Source organism: Phytoactinopolyspora halotolerans, from assembly GCF_010550675.1.
GTDB classification, from domain to species: Bacteria; Actinomycetota; Actinomycetes; order Jiangellales; family Jiangellaceae; genus Phytoactinopolyspora; species Phytoactinopolyspora halotolerans.
The window spans coordinates 69172-89575 of the sequence record NZ_JAAGOA010000010.1 but is presented as its reverse complement, the minus strand read 5'-3'; the positions used below and the strand labels follow the sequence as shown (position 1 = coordinate 89575).

General features: G+C 69.0%; 15 protein-coding genes. 5 read left to right on the top strand and 10 right to left on the bottom strand.

What is annotated here, in order from left to right:
- Positions 1–220: 220 nt before the first annotated feature.
- The 9 genes from G1H10_RS15475 to G1H10_RS15435 all read right to left on the bottom strand — a co-directional run bounded on the left by G1H10_RS15475 (position 221) and on the right by G1H10_RS15435 (position 12126).
- The gene (locus tag G1H10_RS15475) at positions 221–1270 is read right to left on the bottom strand and encodes an IS110 family RNA-guided transposase (protein WP_163739358.1); all 1050 of its coding nucleotides are present in this window, start codon (positions 1268–1270) and stop codon (positions 221–223) included.
- Positions 1271–1396: 126 nt separating this feature from the next.
- Positions 1397–2077: a hypothetical protein gene (locus G1H10_RS15470; RefSeq protein ID WP_163739356.1), complete on the bottom strand. Its 681-nt coding sequence runs from the start codon at positions 2075–2077 to the stop codon at positions 1397–1399.
- 94 nt (positions 2078–2171) lie between these two features.
- Positions 2172–3536, bottom strand: a complete 1365-nt coding sequence (locus tag G1H10_RS15465) for a vanadium-dependent haloperoxidase (protein WP_163739354.1) — start codon at positions 3534–3536, stop codon at positions 2172–2174.
- A 130-nt stretch (positions 3537–3666) separates the two neighbouring features.
- Complete coding sequence (locus G1H10_RS15460) at positions 3667–5256, bottom strand: sulfatase-like hydrolase/transferase (protein ID WP_163739352.1); 1590 nt, start codon at positions 5254–5256, stop codon at positions 3667–3669.
- Between the two features lie 127 nt (positions 5257–5383).
- Positions 5384–6319, bottom strand: a complete 936-nt coding sequence (locus G1H10_RS15455; protein ID WP_163739350.1) for a dihydrodipicolinate synthase family protein — start codon at positions 6317–6319, stop codon at positions 5384–5386.
- Between the two features lie 79 nt (positions 6320–6398).
- Positions 6399–7991, bottom strand: a complete 1593-nt coding sequence (locus G1H10_RS15450; protein WP_163739348.1) for an ABC transporter substrate-binding protein — start codon at positions 7989–7991, stop codon at positions 6399–6401.
- A gap of 50 nt (positions 7992–8041) precedes the next feature.
- Entirely contained in the window at positions 8042–8989 is a 948-nt protein-coding gene (locus tag G1H10_RS15445; protein WP_163739347.1) for an ABC transporter permease, read from the bottom strand.
- On the bottom strand, positions 8990–9907 hold the full coding sequence (locus tag G1H10_RS15440) for an ABC transporter permease (RefSeq protein WP_216853295.1): 918 nt from the start codon (positions 9905–9907) through the stop codon (positions 8990–8992).
- On the bottom strand, positions 9904–12126 hold the full coding sequence (locus G1H10_RS15435; protein WP_163739345.1) for an ABC transporter ATP-binding protein: 2223 nt from the start codon (positions 12124–12126) through the stop codon (positions 9904–9906). The genes G1H10_RS15440 and G1H10_RS15435 overlap by 4 nt, the downstream gene beginning before the upstream one ends.
- A gap of 142 nt (positions 12127–12268) precedes the next feature.
- Here G1H10_RS15435 and G1H10_RS15430 point away from each other — a divergent pair, with 142 nt between their 5' ends.
- Both G1H10_RS15430 and G1H10_RS33030 read left to right on the top strand, forming a co-directional pair.
- Positions 12269–12961, top strand: coding sequence for a FadR/GntR family transcriptional regulator (locus G1H10_RS15430; RefSeq protein ID WP_216853294.1), 693 nt, complete (start codon positions 12269–12271; stop codon positions 12959–12961).
- Positions 12962–13106: 145 nt separating this feature from the next.
- Positions 13107–14723: a molybdopterin-dependent oxidoreductase gene (locus G1H10_RS33030; RefSeq protein WP_216853293.1), complete on the top strand. Its 1617-nt coding sequence runs from the start codon at positions 13107–13109 to the stop codon at positions 14721–14723.
- A 300-nt stretch (positions 14724–15023) separates the two neighbouring features.
- Here the strand turns inward: G1H10_RS33030 and pepN are convergent, their stop codons facing one another.
- The gene (gene pepN, locus G1H10_RS15420) at positions 15024–17582 is read right to left on the bottom strand and encodes an aminopeptidase N (RefSeq protein WP_163739343.1); all 2559 of its coding nucleotides are present in this window, start codon (positions 17580–17582) and stop codon (positions 15024–15026) included.
- A gap of 131 nt (positions 17583–17713) precedes the next feature.
- Between pepN and G1H10_RS15415 the strand changes: the two genes are divergently transcribed.
- The 3 genes from G1H10_RS15415 to G1H10_RS15405 all read left to right on the top strand — a co-directional run bounded on the left by G1H10_RS15415 (position 17714) and on the right by G1H10_RS15405 (position 20397).
- A complete protein-coding gene (locus G1H10_RS15415; RefSeq protein WP_163739341.1) occupies positions 17714–18358 on the top strand; it encodes a mycothiol-dependent nitroreductase Rv2466c family protein in 645 nt (214 codons plus the stop codon).
- A 77-nt stretch (positions 18359–18435) separates the two neighbouring features.
- Positions 18436–18930 carry a ribose-5-phosphate isomerase gene (locus G1H10_RS15410; protein ID WP_163739339.1) on the top strand — a complete coding sequence of 165 codons (495 nt, stop codon included), beginning with the start codon at positions 18436–18438 and terminating at the stop codon, positions 18928–18930.
- 372 nt (positions 18931–19302) lie between these two features.
- Positions 19303–20397 (top strand): PP2C family protein-serine/threonine phosphatase, encoded by a 1095-nt coding sequence (locus G1H10_RS15405; RefSeq protein WP_163739337.1) that lies wholly within the window; start codon positions 19303–19305, stop codon positions 20395–20397.
- Positions 20398–20404 lie beyond the last annotated feature (7 nt).

Sequence of the window (20404 nt, the reverse complement as noted above, 5' to 3'; positions counted from 1 at the left end):
CTCCGCGGTCAAGGGCGGCCGGGAGGCCGTCGCGTAGCGACCGTGAGGCCCTTGACGGTGGAGTGGGCGGGGGCGGAGACTTGCGTCCGGCCGCCCATCCCGGACCAACCCGGGGCGGGCGGGGTCTTCGGCGTCCTGGTCGAAGGGGCTTCATCTCTCTATTGCCGTTTCAGGATCGGGTCGGTGGGGTCGCTCCGGTAGCGCAATTCATTACGGGCCGTCATGCGGCCAGATCATGTGTGGCGCCTGCCGGAGCGAAGTCTTCGTTCTTGGTGAGCATGTGCCAGATCGCGGTCGCCAGCTCGCGGGCGACGACGATCCGGGCGATCTTGGGACCGCGGTGTTTCCCGAGTCGTTTCTTGGTGTGCTGGTAGCGGGGCTTGTACAGCGGGTGCGCGGCGGCGTGCACGGCAGCCTCGATCAACGCCCACCGCAGATATCTCGGTCCGTTCTTGGTCAACGGGCCACGCCGGTCGAGGTTCCCGGACTGATACACCTTCGGGCACAGCCCGGTGTAGCCGACGAACTTCCTCGGGGTGGGAAACCGGGTGATGTCGCCGATCTCTGCGGCGATGGTGTAGCCGAGCACCGGCCCGATGCCCGGCGCGGTCATCAACCGGGGCACATAGGCATGTTCAGCCCCTGCCCGCCGCAGCTGCCGCTCCAGACCGAGAATCTCCTCGTCCAACCGGTCATGCAACGCCAACGCCGTCGCGGTCGTGTCCGCCCACGGCTCGGGCAACGCCAGCTGCTGCAGCAACCGCCGGCCCTCAACCCCGAACAGATCCGACACCGGACACCGGTGTCCGAACGCGATCAACGCCGAGTGCACCCGGTTCTTCACCATGGTGCGATGCTTGACCAGATGCAGCCTGAACCGGGCCAGCTCCCGCGCCTGGCGCACCGGCATCGGCGGTAACCAGATCGCCGGCACCAGATCCCGTCGTGACAGCTCCGCCAACACCCACGCATCGATCTCGTCGGTCTTACACGCCAGCGGAGCCATCCCTTTCACCTTCGCCGCGTCGGCGATCTCCACCACCCATCCCGACGCGGTCAAATCATCACGCACCTGCCGAGTCCCGTTCATCGACTCGATCACCGCGCACACCGGCTCATCCGGCTCGTCATAACGCGCCACCCGAGCCGCCAGCGACCTCAACGACTGCGCATCCGGGGACACCGCTGTCGACCACAACTCATCCCCAGCGGCATCCATCACATGGACATCCACCTTGCTACGCGACAGATCCAGCCCTACGTGCAACATTGAAACCAGGCCTCCTTTCGGAACGCACGCGCTACATACCTCTAGCGTGCTACCGGGGGGAGGCCCCCGGCTTCATGACATTCATTTAGTGGCGGGCGTGCTGACGTCGGGGGATCGGGGTCGGGGCTACCGGCTCACCGAACGGTCGTGGACGGTGTACCGGCTCATATAGGCCGTCGACTGGTCGTCGGGGTCGTCGGTGAAGCCCATCGCGCCGATGAACCCGTCGACCTGCGCGTTGCGGGACATCGACGTGTATCGCGACTGGTACCGGACTCCGCCCTCGGTGTACCTGGACGTCTCGGTGGACTTGGCGGTGTCGCCGACGCCGGTCCACGTGATATCGACAGGTGGGGCGGCACCCTCGCCTGTCTCGTGGTTCTCGACGATCAACGTCCCGGTGAGCCGAGCCGTGTCGAGCTTGCGATCCATCGTGAACTCGACGTCGCCACCGGATATGGATCGGAAACCCTCGAACTCGCAGTTCGTCTCGGGCTCTTCGTCCTCCGCGTGCGGGCCGCCGCCGTCCGGGGGCAGCTCGCCCTCGGGGCACGTCCAGTCCGCGACGTCGCCGTAGACGTCCACGTACGACGACGTATACACCTCCAGGTAGCCCACGTGTGCGTTGCCCGGAACGCCGCCCGGCAACGTGCCCATCTCGATCCACTGCGTGGAGGCGTTCGCGCCCGACGCCCGGTAGGTCCACGACTCACCCGCCTGCGCCGGGGCTGCCACCGAGACCGCGATCAGGGGTGCGATGGTCAGACCCGCAACCGCGGCCCACCGCCTTCCAGCCATACCAACCATGCCAGTCCTCCTTGAGAAACAGGCGCCGGCCCCATAGACCGGTCGCCGGGACGGGTGCGGTGCCGCGGGATCGCTGCACCGGAAGAGGAAATCGTCAGCGACGAGTGCGCAGCCGCTCGATGACGAGGGCGCCGATCCGGTCGCCCTGGACCTTGCCGGCCTCGATGCCCATCGGATAGTGGATGTTGCCGTAGAGCCGGGACTGAGCCGCCTCGTCGGCCGCCTCCATGAACGACGTGAAACTTCGCGCCGGCATGCCCCTGGGCGCGTGGCTGTCGTCGACGAATGCGCGGCTGCCAAGCAGGTCGGTCAGGACCGTTGCTGCGGCGCGCGATGCGACCGAGTGGCCCGAGGTGTACTCAGGGAACTGTGGCGAGTTGACGAAGGTGTTCCACTCCGGGTCGATGTAGCGACGCACGTACGTCACCGGCCGGAGCAGGTTGAGGCGGTACTTCCAGGTCCAACAGTTGAGGAACGCGTCGTGCAGGGCCACTCCGAGCCGGGCGTAGGCCTCCACGGTGTCCGTGAGCGACAAGCCGTCGCGATCGGAGACCTGCGAGGCGATCAGCATCCAGTGGCCGGATGGCAGGCCGGAGAGCAGGGGGTTGTCGGTCCAGAAACGGGCGATGGCCCGCTGCTCGTCGGTGAGCTCCTGGGCGGTGCGGTAGACCGTCATCGCCTGTTCCCAGAAGTCTGAGCCCTCGTCCGCGGAGAACGGCAGGTGCGGATCCGGCACGATCTCGGCGGCGTCGCGGAGGATCATCGGGCGGATCTGCGACCAGTACGGTTCGACGGCGGAGCGGTAGTTCGGCGGTGTCGGCTGCCACTTGTCGGGGCCCTCGGGCGGTGTGTAGGTGCGCCCGGCGATGCCGTCGTACCCGTCGTCGGCGATCCACTCGGTCAGGGCGCGGCCGATGCGTCGTCCGTGATCCAACGAGTTCGTGAGTACGCCCTTGGGCGTTCCGGCGGCCTTGCGCGCACCCACCTGGCTCGCGAACGTGCGGGCCAAGAGCTCCTTCGATGTCTCGGACGCGTCCGTGAAGAGATGGTCCGCGACCGTCGACACGCTGCCGGTGAGCACAGCCGGCCAGTCCAGCCGGCCCGACGGCGGCTTGGGCAGCCGGCCGAGCCCGGACAATTGGCCACCGAGTGAGCGCAGGTGCTGGGTGCCCGGCACGACGGCCTCGTACATGGCGATGGCGATGTAGTTGTAGACCCGCGCTGCGTTGGTCGGCGTGAGGTCCTCCGGCCAGACGACGTCGTAGACGGCCGCCATCCAGGCATTGGCCGTGTCCGGCGGTTGGCGGCTCGGGTCGCCCGCGGATGTGCCGCCCGCGGCGCCCGTCAACGGCGTCGCACCGAGGACCACACCACCGAGCCCGCCCAGCAGTGCTGCCCTACGCGATACCCGGGTACCGTTACCAGATCCCGATGAGCTGCGGCTGAAAGCGGCGTCCATGCTGCCCCCAAGGCGCTACCGCACCCCCGTAGGGTGCGCTTACCGCTAAAGACGCCTAGGTACGGCGGACGGTTGCCTGGATGGGAAGGAAATTCTGGCGGTCTTCACGGATCGGTCGTGCCGCGGGAGTCTATGAGGACTGGCCGGTGGCCTTCGACTCGAAATAGGTGCGGTGGTCGGCCAGCGCTGTCTGATCTTCGGGTGGCACGTTCTCGGCGTCGATCTGTGGGGCGTTCTCGTCCAGGTACGTCGGGGTCGGCGTCTCGAAGAGCATCCAGTTCGCCAGCTCGGAGCGCAGGTGCTCGGCTTGATCGGCATGGGCGTGGTCGTCGATCCGATTGTGCAGCTCGAACGGGTCGGTCATCAACGCGTACAGGGCGTCCCGGGAGCCCCGCGCAGCGGCGGAGGTAGTGGCCGGTGAAAGCCCATGCACACCGGCTGGCGTGCCGGCGGACGCGGCGTCGGTGAGAGCACCGCTGACGCCGGAGTGCAGCAGCAGCTTGTGCGTGGCGCTGCGCGCCATGAACACGATTCCGTCACCGGTCCGGTTCTCCGCGAAGACGCAGCGCCGCACCACCCTCGGCTCGGCCAGGTCGAGTCCGGGCAGCGGCTGGGCTGGTGCGACGCCGCACGCGGACAGCACCGTCGGGGCGATGTCGACCAGCGAGATCAGCGCGTCGTCGACCTCCGCGCGGCGGGACGTCCCGGTGCTGCCGACCGGGAACTTCACGATCAGCGGCACCTTCGCCACCGGATCGTACATCGGCCCCCATTTCAACAACAGGTGGTGAAACCCGAGATACTCGCCATGGTCCGAGGTGAAGACGATCAGCGTGTCGTCGTAGAGACCGGAGGCCTGAAGCTGGTCGAGGAGACGGCCGATCTGGTGGTCGAGCTGGCTGATGGTCGCGTAGTAATGCGCCATCACGCGCCGCAGGACCGGCTCGGTCAGTCCGCCGTAGTCGAAGTAGCCGTGCTGGTGTCCGCGGTCAGCTTCCGGTACCCGCTCGGTCCAGCCGGGCAGCGGGCTCAGGTCGTCCGGGTGGTACATCTCATCCCATCCCGCCGGCGGGTCGAACGGGTGGTGCGGCTTGACGAAGGACACATGCAACAGGTGGCTGCCGGAATCGGTCCAGCCTTTCAGCTCCTGCACCGCGCGCTCGCCGATCCAGGTGGTCGAATGCCACTCCTCCGGCAGGTCAGAGCGCCCGGACCCGTATGTCTCCCAATACGACGCCGGTGCCTGTGTACGCAGGTGTTCTTCCTGGTCGAGTAGATCCAGCACCGGTGCGAGCCCGGCCTCGCGCAGCTCGCGGTGGTAGTCGTCGTGGTAACGGCCGGGACCGTGCTGCTCGGCCAGCGCCATGTGGTCGTAGCCGACGTCGAGATACGTGGGAGTGAAATGCATCTTGCCGACGGCGGCGGTGCGATAGCCGGCTCGTCGCAGCGACCTGGGGAACGTGTCCAGTGCCGGCGGCAGCGTGCTGTGATTCGTCCACGCGCCGTGCTGATGGACGTAGAGCCCGGACAGCATCGAGTACCGCGACGGCGTGCACACCGGCAACGGACAGAACGCGTTGGTGAACAGCGCTCCGTCAGCGGCGAGCCGATCCAGATTCGGTGTCTGCACGTCCGGATTGCCGGCGGCGCCCAGGCAGTCCCAGCGAAACTGGTCGGCCTGGATCACCAGCACATTGGGACGGCGAGGTGCTGTCGTCATGGTCCCTCCGTTGACAACCGATCGACGATGATCATGCGACACCAGCGACCGGCCGTCACAACCGGCCCTCGTGAACTTCCGGGGAATGTCTGAGGAACATTTTCAGCGACGCCGTCGGGTGAGCGTGTCAGCGATCACGCGGCTCGAGGAAGCCGACCCGCTCGAGGTCGGCACGCATCAGTTCGAGCCCGTGCTCGTCGGGCGAGCGGAGCGGGGATCGGCATGGCCCACAGTCCAGACCGGTGAGTTTGGTGGCGGCCTTGAAACCCGGGAGCTCGCCTCCGTAGCCGGCGACGATGTCGATGGCTTGCTGGGCCAGGTATTGGCAGCGCTGCGCTTCTCGTCGCTCGCCCTTCTCAATGTGGTCCAGCATGCGCCGATACAGCGGTGCTGCGAAGTTGTACACCGAGCCGATCGCCGCCCGGGCACCGATCCCGATCGACGCGAGCAGCAGCTTGGCCGCGCCGACGAACACCTCGTGCCGACTGTCCGCCAGTTCCAGGCAGCGCTGCAGATCGGTGAGATCGCTGTGCGCGTACTTGATCCCGGCGAAGGTGGGGATGCGGTCCCGGGCGGCGACCAAGACGTCGCTGGCGCGCAGGTGCACACCGGTGGCGCCGGGGATGTGGTAGTACGTGAACGGCAGCGTCGGCGCGGCGTCGGCGATGTCCGCACAGAAGCTCACCAGCGCCTCCACGTCGCCTGGGCGGTGGAAGTACGGCGCCACGGAGGCGATGGCCCGTGCGCCGGACGCTTGCGCGTGGGCGGCCAGCCGGCGTGCCTCCGCGAGACTGGTATGGCCCACGTGCACGATGACGTCCAGCTGCCCTCCGGCCACCTCACACCATCGCTCCACCAGATCCTTGCGCTCCGCCACGCTCAACGACGCTCCTTCGCCCGCGGTGCCGGCGACGAACACCGCCGGGCAATCCCACTCGGCCAGCGCCTTCGCCTGCGCCTCGACCCGGTCCAGGGCGAGGCGCCCGTCGTCGTCGAACGGGGTGAAGACAGCGGTCAGGAGGGCCACGCCTGGGCGTTCGGCGGTGTAGTCCACGGTGTTCATGCAGGGCCTTTCTGCTGGTGAGAAGGGGTAGACGAACGGGCGTCGTCGCGGCGGGCCTCGGTCACGTCCCCAGGACCGGTCACGTCCGCAGCGTCTCGGTGAGGACCAGGAAGTCCCGCGGGTCGACGGTGAGACCTTCGATGCCGTCGGTGAGCGCGGAGAGCGACGGCCGGGTGGAGATGCCGACCGCCCACGCCTCGTCGACGAGCACCTCGTTCAGCCGCGCGTACGCCGTGGCTTGCTCGTCCTCGCTGACCGCGCTCTGCGTCGCCTCGACGGCCTCGACATAGGCATCCGGCACGTTGTCGCCCATCATGACGTTGTCCGTGCTGGGCAGCATCTGCCGGCCCCGCGCGATCAGCGACGGGCTCTGCATGTTGTTCGGCTGCGCCGCGACACAGCACTCCAGGTTGCTCGCGAAGAGTTCCTCAAGGAATGTGGTCTGCTCCATCGGCTCGATGGTCAGCTCGAAGCCGATCTTCTCCAGGTCGGCCTGGATGATCTGCAGGATCTCCATCGCCCCCGGTTCGTTGCCGACACCGGCCGTCGCTCGCGTCGGCCCTCGCGACGCCTGCAGCATCTGCTCGGCGGCCGCCAGGTCGAATCCGTGCGAATCCAGGTAGGCCGAGTCGTATGCGGGGGAGGACGGCATGAATGCCGTGTAGACGGGTTCACCCAGGCCGAACCGGACCTGCTCGATGATCCGTTCCCGGTCGATCGCACGCGCGATGGCCTGCCGCAGCTCCTTGTTGTCGAACGGCGGCTTGGACCCGTTCATGAAGAACAGGTCCATCCGGCCCGGACTCTCCACCAGGGTGAACCGGTCGCGCAGCCGCTCGGCGTTGCGCAGCGCCAGGTAGGTGGCGCCGTCGACGTCGCCGGACTCCAGCGCCGACACGAGGGCCTCCTCGTCCCGGAAGAACCGGAACTCCACCTCGTCCAGGTACGGTTTGCCGTCGTCGAAGAAGTCCGGGTTGCGCGTGAGGACCAGGCTCCGGTCCCGCTGAAAGGACTCCAGCAGGAACGGCCCCGACCCGGCCGGTTCGTTCTCCAGCGTCCGCGGATCGTTCTTGTCCGCAGGCACCAGCGGGAACGCGGACATCCAGTCGATCACCAGTTCTTCCGGAGTGGGGCGGACGAAGTCCAGCCGGACGGTGAGTTCGTCCACGGCGGTGGCCGAGTCGATGAACGCCGACGGCTGCGCCAGGGTGAACGCCGCCTCCGGGTCCTGCGCCCGTTCCACCCCGGCGACGACGTCGGCGGCGGTCACCGCGTCGCCGGAGTGGTACGTCGCCGCTCGCAGGGCGATGGTGACCGAAGTGTGGCCCTCGTCGAACTCCCAGCTCTCCGCGCCGGTGGGGATCGCCGTGTAGTCGTCCGGTCCGGCGTAGTCGACCAGGTACGTGTAGAAGGTGTTGATATGGATCTCGGTGTTGGTCAGGTACGGGTCGAACTGCATGATGTTCGCGATGCCGAGGGTGATCCGGCCGCCGGCGCCGTCCGCACCGCCGTCGGAACCGGAACCGGAGTCGGAACCGTCATCCGAGCCGCAGGCGGTGAGCAGCGGCACTCCCGCGAGTGTGCCGGCGCCCGCGGCTCCGAACGCCTGGAGCAGGCGTCGGCGGCTCATCGTGCGGTAGGGACGCGACGTGCGCGGTGGTGTGTGAGCCATGGCGGTCTCCTTGAGGGGTTGGGTGCCGGGCCGCGGTCTCGCAGGCCCGGTCAGGCCAGCCGGATGCGCGGATCGAGGTAGGCGTAGACCACGTCCACCAGCAGGTTGAGGCAGAGGAAGGTGGCGACGACGAACAGCACGCCGCCTTGGACGACGGCGTAATCCCGCTCGCCGATCGACGTGTAGAGCAGCCGTCCGAGGCCCGGGTAGTTGAACACCGCCTCGATGACGACGGTCCCGCCGAGGAACGCTCCGAGCTGGATCCCGACGATGGTGATGGTCGGCAGCGCGGCGTTGCGCATCGCGTGGTGCCGGACGACGTCGCGCTCCGGTACGCCCTTGGCCCGCGCGGTGCGGATGTAATCCCGGCCCCTGACCTCGCTGAGCGACGTGGAGAGAAACCGGGCGATCACCGTCGAGGCATGCACCGCGATGCCGAGTGCGGGCAGGATGGTGTGCCGCAGCGCTTGCCCGGGGTCTTCCCAGAACGGTACGTAGTCGCTGGCCGCCGGCAGTGCATTCAGCTGGACGGCGAAGGCGATGATCAGCAGCAGCCCGAGCCAGAAGGCCGGGATGGCCAGTCCGGCAGTCAGGTAGCCCTGCAGCGCCCGGGCGGCGATCGAGTGCGGCTTCAGCGCCACCACGGTGCCGACAGGCACCGCGATCAGCAGTGCGATCCCCATGGCGGCGACGGCGAGCTGGACCGTCGCCGGGATGTGGTCGGCCAGGGTCTCGGTGACCGTCCGTGCCGCGTAGTACGACGTGCCCAGGTCACCGGTGAGCGCGCTGCCGAGCCAGGAGAGGTACTGCTCGACGACGGAGCGGTCCAGCCCCAGCCGGTCGCGGGTGGCGGCCAGCTCGGCGTCGGAGGCGTCCGGTCCGGCGAGCACCGTCGCCGGGTCGCCCGGAAGCGCGTAGACGAAGGCCCATACGGCGATCGATCCGAGCACGAGCACGACGCCGAACTGAAGCATCCGGCGGACGAGGTAGGCGTACATCTACACGGTCCTCCCTCGGGTGCCGTCAGTCATGGCCGTGCCCACTGCGAGCTGCAGCCCGCGGCCGATCCGGTCCAGGCAGAAGACGGTGAGCGCGAGGCACAGACCGGGGAAGACGCCGTACCACGGGCTCTGGTACAGGTACGAGCGGGCGTCTTGCAGCATCGCGCCCCACGACGGTGCGGGTGGCGGCGTCCCCAGTCCGAGCAGGCTCAGGCCGGCCTCGACGACGACGGCCAGCGACGCGGTGACGACCAGCTGGACGACGATCGGGCCGAGCACGTTCGGCAACACGGTGCGGAACATGGTGTCCGGCGTGGAGGCGCCCATGCCCCGGGAGGCGACGACGAAGTCGCGCTCGCGCAGCGCCAGCGTCGCCGCCCGGGTCAGCCGGCCGAACTCCGGTATCGCCCCGATGCCGATGGCCAGGATGAGGTTCAGCCGGCCGGGGCCGAGCATGGTGATGATCACCAGAGCCAGCAGGATCCCCGGGACCGCCAGCAGCAGGTCGATCAGGCGCATCGCGATGGTGTCCGCCCAGCGGCCGAGGTAGCCGGCGACCAGGCCGAGCGGGACACCGAGCAGCGCGCCCACCGCGGCCGCGCCGAATCCGACCACCAGCGAGGCCCGGGTGCCGTGGATGACCCGGGACGCGATGTCCCGGCCCAGCTCATCGGTGCCGAGCAGATGCGAGGTAGACGGTCCGAGCAGGTGCTGCGCGCCTTGCTCGTTCGGCTCGAACGGCGCGATCCAGGGCGCGAAGACGGCCAGCATGATCAGCAGGACGAGCCCGGCGGCGCCGACCAGGGCGGAGCGTGACCGGGCGAACCGGCGCGCCCAGGAGAAACGGCGCCGGCGGGACGGCGAGGCGGCGGCGTCGGTGTCTCGTGTCATGGCCTGCGTCGTGCCCTCTGTCATGGCCGCACCGCCGGTTGCCGGAGGTGGTGAGTGTCTTCGGCGAAGTGGCAGGCGGTCCGGCCACCGGCGGTTGGCCGCAGCGGCGGCTCCTCGTCCGCGCAGCGCTGTTCAGCCAGCGGGCAGCGGGTACGGAACCGGCAGCCGGACGGTGGGTCCGACGGGCTCGGCACATCGCCTCCGAGCGGAGTGCGACGCCGCCGGTCCCTGCCGGCCGGATCCGGCACGGGGACCGACGCCAGCAGCGCACGGGTATAGGGGTGGCGCGGATCGGCATACACCCGCTCGACCGGTCCCGACTCCACCACCGTGCCGAGGTACATCACGGCCACCTCGTCGGCGACCTGCCGGACCACGGACAGGTCGTGGCTGACGAACAGGTAGGCCATGCCCGACTCCCGCTGCAGGTCGTCGAGCAGGTTCAGAACCTGGGCCTGCACGGATACATCGAGCGCCGACACCGGTTCGTCGAGGATCAGCAGGCGCGGCTCCAGCGCCAGGGCGCGCGCGATGGCGACCCGTTGACGCTGGCCGCCGGAGAATTCGGACGGAAACCGGTCGGCATGTTCCGGGCGCAGCCCTACCCGGCCGAACAGCTCCAGCACCCGCCGCCGACGCGCGGCTCGGGAGAAGCCGCCGTCCAGGCGCAGCGGCTCGGCGACGTTGTCCCCGACGGTCAGCCGCGGGTTCAACGAGGCGTACGGGTCCTGGAAGACCATCTGGACGCGCCGCCGGATCCGGCGCAGCTCGGCCTTACCGGCCCGTCCGACGTCGTCGCCGTCGACGACGATCTCCCCGCTGCTCGCCTCGTGCAGTCGGAGCAACAGCCGGGCCAGCGTCGACTTGCCGCAGCCGGACTCGCCCACCAGACCGAGCGTCTGGCCGGGGCGGATCCGCAGCGACACCCCGTCCACCGCGTGCACCCAGGCGGACGGACGGGCGAAGACCCCGGACCGCACCGGGAACCGCTTCACCACCTCGGTGATGCGCAGAACGGGCCGGTCGGACGCGTCTTCCGTAGCCTCGTGTGGCGCGTCGTCGGTGGTCTCGTGTGACGCGTCGTCGGCGGTCGCGCTGGACGCGCCGTCGGTGACCGCTGGCCGCCCCGGGCTGCCCGAGTCGCCGGCGCCGACGAGCCCGGCAGCCTCGGCGGGGAAGTGGCACGCGCTGAACGAGGCCGGGCCGGATCCAGGCGAGGCCTGACCGTCCGGTCCGGCCAGATCAGCTGGGAGGAGCTCGGGTCGTCGCTCGTGACAGACCGCGCGGTCGCGGCCGATCGGGCACCGTGGTGCGAACGCGCACCCCGGCGCGGCGTCGACCAGGTCCGGCGGCTGGCCGGGTATCGGCGTGAGCCGACCCGCGGGCATGTCCAGCCGGGGAAGCGAGTTCAGCAGCGACGCGGTGTACGGATGCCGTGGCTGGGCGAAGATCTGCTCGACGCCCGCGGTCTCGACCACGCGTCCGGCGTACATGACGCACACCCGGTCGGCGGTCTCCGCAACGACGCCGAGATCATGCGTGATGAGTACGGTCGCGGCACCGGTCTCGTCGGCGGCGACCCGGAGCAGCTCCAGGATCTGTGCCTGGACGCTGACGTCGAGCGCCGTCGTCGGCTCGTCGGCGATGAGCACCTTCGGCCGGTTGGCGATCGCCATGGCGATGACGGCGCGCTGGCACATGCCCCCGGAGAACTGGTGCGGGTATTGGTCGAACCGCGCCTCCGGGTGCGGCACTCCCACCTTTCCGAGCAGCTCGACGACGCGTGCCCGAGCGGCCTTCGCGGACACCCCGGGATCGTGTACCCGGATCCCTTCGGCGATCTGGTGACCGACGCGCTGCACGGGGTTCAAGGCCGAGATCGGATCCTGAAAGATCATGGCGACGTCCCGGCCCAACCGGCGCCGCAACTCCCGGTCGGGCAGGTCGAGCAGGCTCTCCCCATCCAGCAGTACCTGGCCGGTGACCTTGCGAAGGTTCGGCGCGCGCAGGAGCCCGAGCGCCGAGAGCACGGTCACACTCTTGCCCGAGCCGGTCTCTCCGACGACGCCGAGCGTCTCCGCACGTCCGACGTTGTAGCCCACCGAGTCGACGGCCCGCACCGTGCCGGCGGGCGTGGTGAACTCCACGACCAGATCGCGGATGCTGAGCACGGCCTCGGCGCGGCCGGCACCCGGCTCGGACGCGGTCCGACGGTCGGACTCGCGGGTGTGTGCAGCCGACACGTCGCTCCCTTGCGCTGATGTCTACGGTGATGCCTGCAATTTCAAGATCTGCAAGATATCCTACAGATTTGTCACCGTAAGATGGGACCCGCCGACTGTCAAGAGAGTTCACCAGCACGCAGGGCAACCGCCGGGAGGCAACGTGGAGCCGGAGTTTCGGCGCTTGGACAGCATGCCGCCGCTGCACAAGACCGTGCAGGAGGAGATCAGGCGCTACATCATCAAGCAGCGCCTGGCCCCTGGCGATCCGCTCAAGCCTGAGTCGGAGCTGGCCCGGCTGTTCGGGGTCAGCCGGAACTCGGTGCGAGAGGCGGTCAAGGCGCTGGAGTCGATGGGGGTTCTGGAGACCCGGCGCGGCAGCGGCGTCTACGTGCGGGATTTCTCGTTCGCCCCGCTGCTGGACAACCTCCCATACGGCTTGATGCACGGCCGGCGGGCGCTGAGTGAGCTGGTGGCGCTGCGCAAGGCCCTGGAGTCCGGGCTGATCGCCGACGCGATGCGGGCGTTGCGTCCGGAGAGCATCGAGGCGATGCGGACCACCCTGGGCGACATGCGCCAACTGGCCGAGCAGGGCGAACCGTTCCCCGATCAAGATCGGCAGTTCCACCGGCTGCTCTTCGCCGATCTGGGCAACGAGATGCTTTTGCAGCTGTTCGACCTGTTCTGGCTTGCGTTCCATCACGCGGCGCCGACGACGGGCGGGCGGAGCCCGATGCAGACGTACCAAGCTCACGCCGACATCCTCGACGCGGTCCTCACCGGGGATCCGGAACGGGCGCGCGCCGCCGTGGACGCCCACTACGTCGGCATCGAGCAACGGGTCAGCGAGACGTAGCGCCGTCAGCGGCGACGCGTCGCCGCCGGCCGGCCGTCCGGAACCGCCCGCCGTCTCGGGTCGCGGCAGGGCTGAAACCTTAAGAGCTGGTGACGAGAACGGCCCACGGGTGTGGTCGGCGGCGATTTCGGCGGATGATCGTGGTGTGACTATCGAACGGGCGCGTGCTGCCCTGGCAGGTCTGGTGGCGCTGGCCGTCGGGCTCGGTGCCGCCGAGTTGATGGCCGGGATCATGGGGAACCCGGACGCGTCCCCGCTCCGCGCGGTCGGCGACTGGTTCATCGAGATCACGCCGGGTTGGCTGGCGGAGCTGGCGATCTCGTGGTTCGGTACCGCGGACAAGCTGGTGCTCGGGATCGGCATGCTGGCCGTGCTCGCGGTGGCCGGAGCCGCCATCGGCGTGCTGGCGGTCCGGAACCGTCCGGCGGGTCTGATCGCCGCCGGGCTATTGCTTGCTACCGCCGCCGTGATCGTCTGGTCCCGCCGGGACGCGGAGACGAGCCACCTCCTGCCGATCGCTGCCGCCGCGGTATCGCTCCCGACGCTCACCTGGCTGGCCCGTCGCGGCGAAAGGGCCGCGGCCGAGCCGTCCGAAACCGCCGAACCGAGCGTGCCGACGACGACCACCGCCGACGACAGCGTCTGGCCCGGTAGGGAACCGGTACGCATGATGCCCACCGCCGCCTCCACCGTCGGCACCGCGCGACGGACGTTCCTGCGCAGCGCCGGCGGCCTGGCGGCGCTCGCGGTCGCCGCCGGAGGCATCGGCCGGTGGCTGGGCCGGGAACGCTCCGGGGTCGAAGCCTCCAGGGACGAGCTCACCGTCGACCTCGACCTGCCCGCAGCCGACGTGCCGCCCGAAGCCGACCTGGACGTATCCGGCGCCCAACCGTGGCGCACGCCCAACGACGACTTCTACCTGATCGACACCGCGTTCAGTAAACCCCACGTGCACCCGGACGACTGGACGCTCCGGATCCACGGCATGGTGGAACGGGAGGTCGAGCTCACCTTCGACGAGCTGGTCGAGATGGGCCTGGTCGACGCGTGGGTGACGCTCGCCTGCGTCTCCAACCCAGTCGGCGGCGACCTCATCGGCAACGCGCTGTGGACCGGTGTCCCGGTCGCCGACGTGCTGGCCCTTGCCCGCCCGCTACCGGACGCCGACGCCGTGAAATCCACCTCGCATGACGGCTGGACCTGCGGAACCCCGCTGGACGCGCTGACCGACGGCCGCGATGCGCTCTTCGCCGTCGGGATGAACGGCGAGCCGCTCCCCGTCGACCACGGGTTCCCGGTCCGCATGGTGGTGCCTGGCCTCTACGGTTATGTCAGCGCCACCAAATGGGTGGTGGAGCTCGAGGTGACCCGGTTCGACCGGTTCCAGGCGTACTGGACCACCCGCGGCTGGTCCGAACGAGGCCCCATCAAGGTCTCCTCCCGGATCGACGTCCCAGACTCGAGCGCCACCGTCGCCGCCGGTCAGGTCACCGTCGCGGGCACCGCGTGGGCGCAGCACCGCGGCGTCGAGGCTGTCGAGGTCCGCGTGGACGACGGCGATTGGACACTCGCCGACCTCGGCCACGTCCCCACCGACGACACCTGGCGGCAGTGGGTCTTCAGCTGGGACGCCACCCCTGGCGAACACACTCTCCAGGTCCGTGCGACGACGGCCGACGGCGAGATCCAGACCGGCGACGAGGCCCCGCCCGCCCCAGACGGCGCCACCGGGTTCCACACCATCACCGTCACCGCCGAATGAGATCCCCGTCCGAAGCCGAGGCGAGGCGAGACCGACCAAACCGATGACGCGAGGGTTGAGGGAACGAAGGTTGGGCGAGGCGAGACCGACCAAACCGATGACGCGAGGGTTGAGGGAACGAAGGTTGGGCGAGGCGAGACCGACCAAACCGATGACGCGAGGGTTGAGGGGAGGAATTCCGGCCAGGGTAGGCGCGGGCGTCGGCCTGTGAGGAGCTCCGCGACGATCTGGCCGCGGGCGAGGGCGGAATTCCTCCCCTCAACCCGCATGCAACGGAAACCTCACGGTCACCACCACGTCCTACCCCGCCGCTTCGCGATCACATGCCTGTGCGCGCAGTGCCCGCTCCAGGTCGGCGAGCCCTTCGACGACGAGTCGCCGGGCCGCGTCCGGAATCTCGGCCGTCTCCAACCACTCCCGGACCCGTGACGCGGTCGTGGCGTCGGCGAGCACCCGCGGGAACAGGCCCTGAATGATCGTCTGTGCGGAGTCGTGGGTGCGTTCCGCCCACGCCCGCGCGATCGAGTTGAGGTACTGCCCGACGTACGGTTGCAGCAGTATCCGCTGTTCCGGCTGCGCGAACCCCTGCACCGTGGCGGTGAGCAGGGCGTTGGGCAACTCGTCCGATTCGACCGCGCTCGCCCAGGCGTCCATTTTGGCCTGCTCGGTCGGTCGGGCGGCACGCGCGTAGGCGGCGTGTCGTTCACCGGCTGCCGTGGGGTCGCGTTCCAGCTCGGCGTCGATGTCCTCGTCACCGGCCCACCCGATGATCACCAATCGCTGCAGCAGGTGCCAGCGGAGTTCCGTGTCGACGGTGAGGCCGGGCAGGACGTCGTCCGATCCGTTCAGCAGCGCCCGGAGCTCGGTGGCATGCTCATTGCTGGCCACCGAGGTCGCCCATGCGCGTGCCAGCGCCAGCTGCGCGTCGCTGCCCGGCTCGGCCTTGCCCGCCAGCTCGCGTAGCCCGGTGACCCAGCGGGCGGACAACCGGATGCGGTCTCCCGGATCGGCGTAGAGGACGATGGCCGTCCGCGCCGAGTTCAGGACGTGCTGCACGACGGAGATGACGCTTTCGTGTTCGATGCCGCCCAGCACCAGCTCGACATATTCGCGAGCCGGTAGCTCGGCGTCGCGCAACATGTCGGTGGCCGCCGTCCAGCACAGCGCGCGGGGCAGCGGTGGCAGGGTGGCGATCGAACGCAGCACGGCCTGCCGGGAACGTTCGTCCAGCCGGATCTTGGCGAAGGTGAGGTCGTCGTCGTTGACCAGCAGCAGGTCCGCCTGGCGCTCTCCGGTGAGCTCACCGATCTCGGTGCGTTCTCCAGCCACGTCCAGCTCGACCCGGTGTCGTCGGCTGAGCGTACCGTCGTCTTCGGAGTCGTACAGGCCGATCGCCACCCGATGCGGACGCAGCACCGGGTGGTCCGGCGCGGCGGTCTGCTCGACGACGACGGAGCTGTACGCGCCGTCGTCGTCCACCGAGACGATCGGGCGCAGCGTGTTCACGCCGGCCGTCTGCAGCCACTGCCGTCCCCACTCGGACAGGTCCCGGCCGCTGGTGTGTTCCAGATGAGTGAACAGGTCGGAAAGCGACGTGTTCCCCCACGCGTGCTCGGTGAAGTAGGCCCGCACACCCGCGACGAACTGATCTCTTCCCACCCAGGCGACGACCTGCTTGAGGGCGCTGGCGCCCTTGGCGTAGGTGATGCCGTCGAAGTTGACCTCCACGTCTTCCAGATCTCGGATGTCGGCGGAGATCGGGTGCGTCGAGGGCAGCTGATCCTGGCGGAGCGCCCACAGCTTCTCGGTGACCGCGAACGTCGTCCAGGCTTCGGTCCACCGCGTGCTCTCGCTCTGTGCGAGGACACTGGCCCAGGTGGCGAACGACTCGTTCAGCCACAGATCGTCCCACCACCTCATGGTCACCAGATCGCCGAACCACATGTGCGCCAGCTCGTGCAGGATAGTCTCCGCGCGGCGCTCGTAGGCCGCGTCGGTGACCCGGCTGCGGAAGACGTACTCGTCCCGGATGGTCACCGCACCGGCGTTCTCCATCGCGCCTGCGTTGAACTCGGGTACGAAGAGCTGGTCGTACTTGGCGAACGGGTACGGCAAGCCGAAGACGTCTTCGAAGAAGGCGAATCCGCGCCTGGTCACATCGAACAACTCATCGGCGTCCAGGTGTTCCGCCAGCGACCGCCGGCAGAACAGGCCGAGCGGTATCGAGCCGTTGCGGCCGTCGAACTCGGAGCGGACCTCGTGGTACGGGCCCGCCACGATCGCGGTGACGTAGGGCGAGAGCAGCGGGGTCTTCTCGAACGTCCACCGCCGCACGCCCTCGCGCAGGGCGTCGACGCGAGCCGCAGGTGCGTTGGAGACGATCGTCCAGTGCTCCGGGACGTCGAGCACGAACGTGAAGGTGCCCTTCAGGTCCGGCTGGTCGAAGCAGGCGAACACGCGCCGGGCGTCGGCCACCTCGAACTGCGTGTACAGATACGTCTCATCGTCGACCGGGTCGACGAAGCGGTGCAGTCCTTCGCCGGTACGCATGTACGCGGCGTCGGCGACCACCTTCACCTCGTTCTCCGCGGCTAGCTCGGGCAGTGTGATCCGAGAGTCGGCGAATACGCGCTCGTGATCCAGGGCGTTGCCGTTGAACGTCACCTCGGTGACGGCAGGCGCGATCAGGTCCAGCCACGTCGTCGCGCCTTGCTCGGCCTGGAACCGGACGGTTGTGGTCGAGGAGAAGGTGGCGTCGTCGGTGGTGAGGTCCAGCGCCACGTGGTAGTCGATGGACGAGCTGTGGATGGTCTCCGCCCTGGCTCGGGCCTCGTCGCGGGTGAGATTCGTACCAGGCATGATGTCGATCCTGGCAGAAGAGCGGGTAACAGGGAATCTGACTGGCCGATGTGAGGTTGTGGATCATTGTGACCGTTGTGCTCGGAGGGAGTGCGCGGTCGGACATGTGGAGCGACACCCGGGAGAGTGCAATGACGGTAGTCGAGACGGCCGGCGCGACGGCGGACGCCACGGGCAAACAGGCGGTGGACTTCTGGTTCGATCCACGCTGTCCGTGGGCGTGGATGACGTCTCGCTGGATCCTCGAGGTGGAGAAGGTCCGGCCCATCCAGGTGTCCTGGCACGTCATGTCGCTGTCGTACCTGAACCAGGGCCGGGATCTGCCCGCCGACTACGCCGCGATGCTGGCGAAGAGCTGGGGCCCGGTCCGGGTCATCACGGCCGCGCGGGAACGGCATGGGCAGGAGTACGTCAAACCGCTCTACGACGCCATGGGTACCCGGATCCACCTGCACGGCAACAAGGACATGCCGGAGGTCATCCGGGAATCGCTGGACGAGGTCGGGCTGCCCGCCGCGCTCGCCGGGTACGCCGATACCGATGATTACGACGACGCGCTGAAGGCCAGCCACCACGCCGGGATGGACCAGGTGGGGATGGAGGTCGGTACGCCGGTCATCGCGGTGGCCGGGTACGCCTTCTTCGGCCCGGTGGTCTCCCCGGCGCCGAAGGGCGAGGAGGCCGGCCGGATCTGGGACGGCGTGAACGCGCTCGCGTCCTACGACGGCTTCTTCGAGCTCAAGCGGACGCGGACCCGGGAGCCGATCTTCGACTGAGCGACGCGTCCCGCCGGCCCGTGCGTCCCGGGCCACACCGTGCAGGACACTGCGGGTGCGTGCTCTAGGGTGTGCGTATGCGCGTCCACGTGGGTACTGATCATGCCGGCTTCGAGACCAAGAACCAGCTCGTCGAGGTCCTCCGGGAGGCGGGACACGAGGTCGTCGATCACGGTCCGTTCGTCTACGACGCCGCCGACGACTATCCGGTGTTCTGCCTGCGGGCGGCCGAAGCCGTGGCGGCCGAGCCGGACAGCCTCGGCGTGGTGCTCGGCGGTTCGGGCAACGGTGAGCAGATCGCCGCGAACAAGGTCCGCGGCATCCGGGCGGCGCTGGCCTGGTCGGAGGAGACGGCGCGGCTGGCCCGTGAGCACAACGACGCTCAGGTGGTGGCGATCGGCGCTCGCATGCACTCGTTCGACGAGGTGGCCCGGTTCGTGACGGCGTTCCTGGCGACGCCGTACTCGCAGGAAGAACGGCACACCGGCCGGATCGGCATGCTCAGTCGCTATGAGGCGACGGGGGAGCTTCCGCCCCTTCCCGGGGCCCCGCAGCCGTCGGGGCAACGTTAGCCGAGTCGCCGGGTTCGGCCGGATCCGCAGGCGCCGGCCGGTCGTTCTTCGGCCGCCCCGTGTCCACTGGTCGGAACCGCTGAGGGCCGCTGGACTCGAGTTTCTGCAACGCCTCGGCCAGCTGCTCGGCGTCCGGCCGGGAGACGTCGCGCGCCCGCATCGATCGAGAGATGCTGACCTGCGATCGTCGATCCACCTGGTCGAGGCGTTGTTCCTCACGTTTGTCTCGGCTCCCCATAGCCAAGACGGTACGTGGTCGCAATCGGCCAGATCCACCGACCGTGCCGCTTCCGTGTCCGCCGGGTGGCCGATTATCGAGAAGTAGGTTCTACACCTGCACGAATACGGTTAGTGTCACATAGTGTGAAGTCCATGCCGGCAGACCACGCACGGCTCAACTCGGCCGTGCTGCTGCGGCGCGGGCTGCGTACCGTCAACGGGCTGCTCGCGCATGAAAGCGTGCTGCTGGCAGCGTTGCTCGGGGTCACCATCCCGCTCGGCTGTGCCACCGTCATCTGGGCCGGATCCTTCCCGGCGAGCCTGCTGGTGCTTCCCGTCCTCCTGGGTGGTGTGTTCCTCAGCTTCGACCAGCTGCGCTGGATCGTGGCGGTCACCGGGGTGTTCCTGCTTGCGGCCGGGTTCGCCGGAGACATGACCGGCGAGTACGTCGGTGCCACCATCGCGGTACTGATCGCCGCCGCAGTGTCGCTGGCGCTGGCCCGATCGCGGGCCCGGCTCGGCGTCACCGGGACCACAGGTGAGTCGATGCTGGTCGATCTCCGGGATCGGCTGACCGCCCACGGCAAGCTGCCATCGCTACCGCCCGGCTGGGAAGTGGAGATGGTGCACCGTTCGGCCGGGCGGTCACAGTTCTCCGGTGACTTCTTCGTCGCCGCACGCTCGTCCGAGGGCTTCATCCTTGAGGTCGCGCTGGTGGATGTCTCCGGCAAGGGACATGGCGCCGGCACCCGGGCGCTGCTGCTCTCGGGGGCGTTCGGCGGGCTGTTGGGATCGTTACCGCCCGCCGAGTTCCTGCCGGCGGCCAACGCCTACCTACTGCGCCAGGGGTGGTCGGAGGGGTTCGCCACGGCGGTGCACGCGGTCGTCGACCTCACCTCCGGCCGGTTCGAGATCAGATCGGCGGGTCATCCCCCGGCGATCCACTACCAGGCCGGCTCCGGACGGTGGACCAGTATCGACGCCAGCGGCAGCCTGCTCGGGGTCTTCGAGAAGGAGCACTACGAACCCGTTGTGGGGCTGCTCCGCCCGAACGACGCGCTGATGCTCTACACCGATGGCTTGGTCGAGGCGCCCCGGCGGGATCTGAGCGACGGTATCGACAAGCTGCAGGGCGAGGCGGAGCGCCTGGTCACTCGGGGATTCCGGAACGGCGCCCATCGGCTCATCGACGCCGTGGCGTCGTCCGAGAACGATGACCGGGCGCTGCTGCTGCTCTGGCGCACGTAGCCGTCGC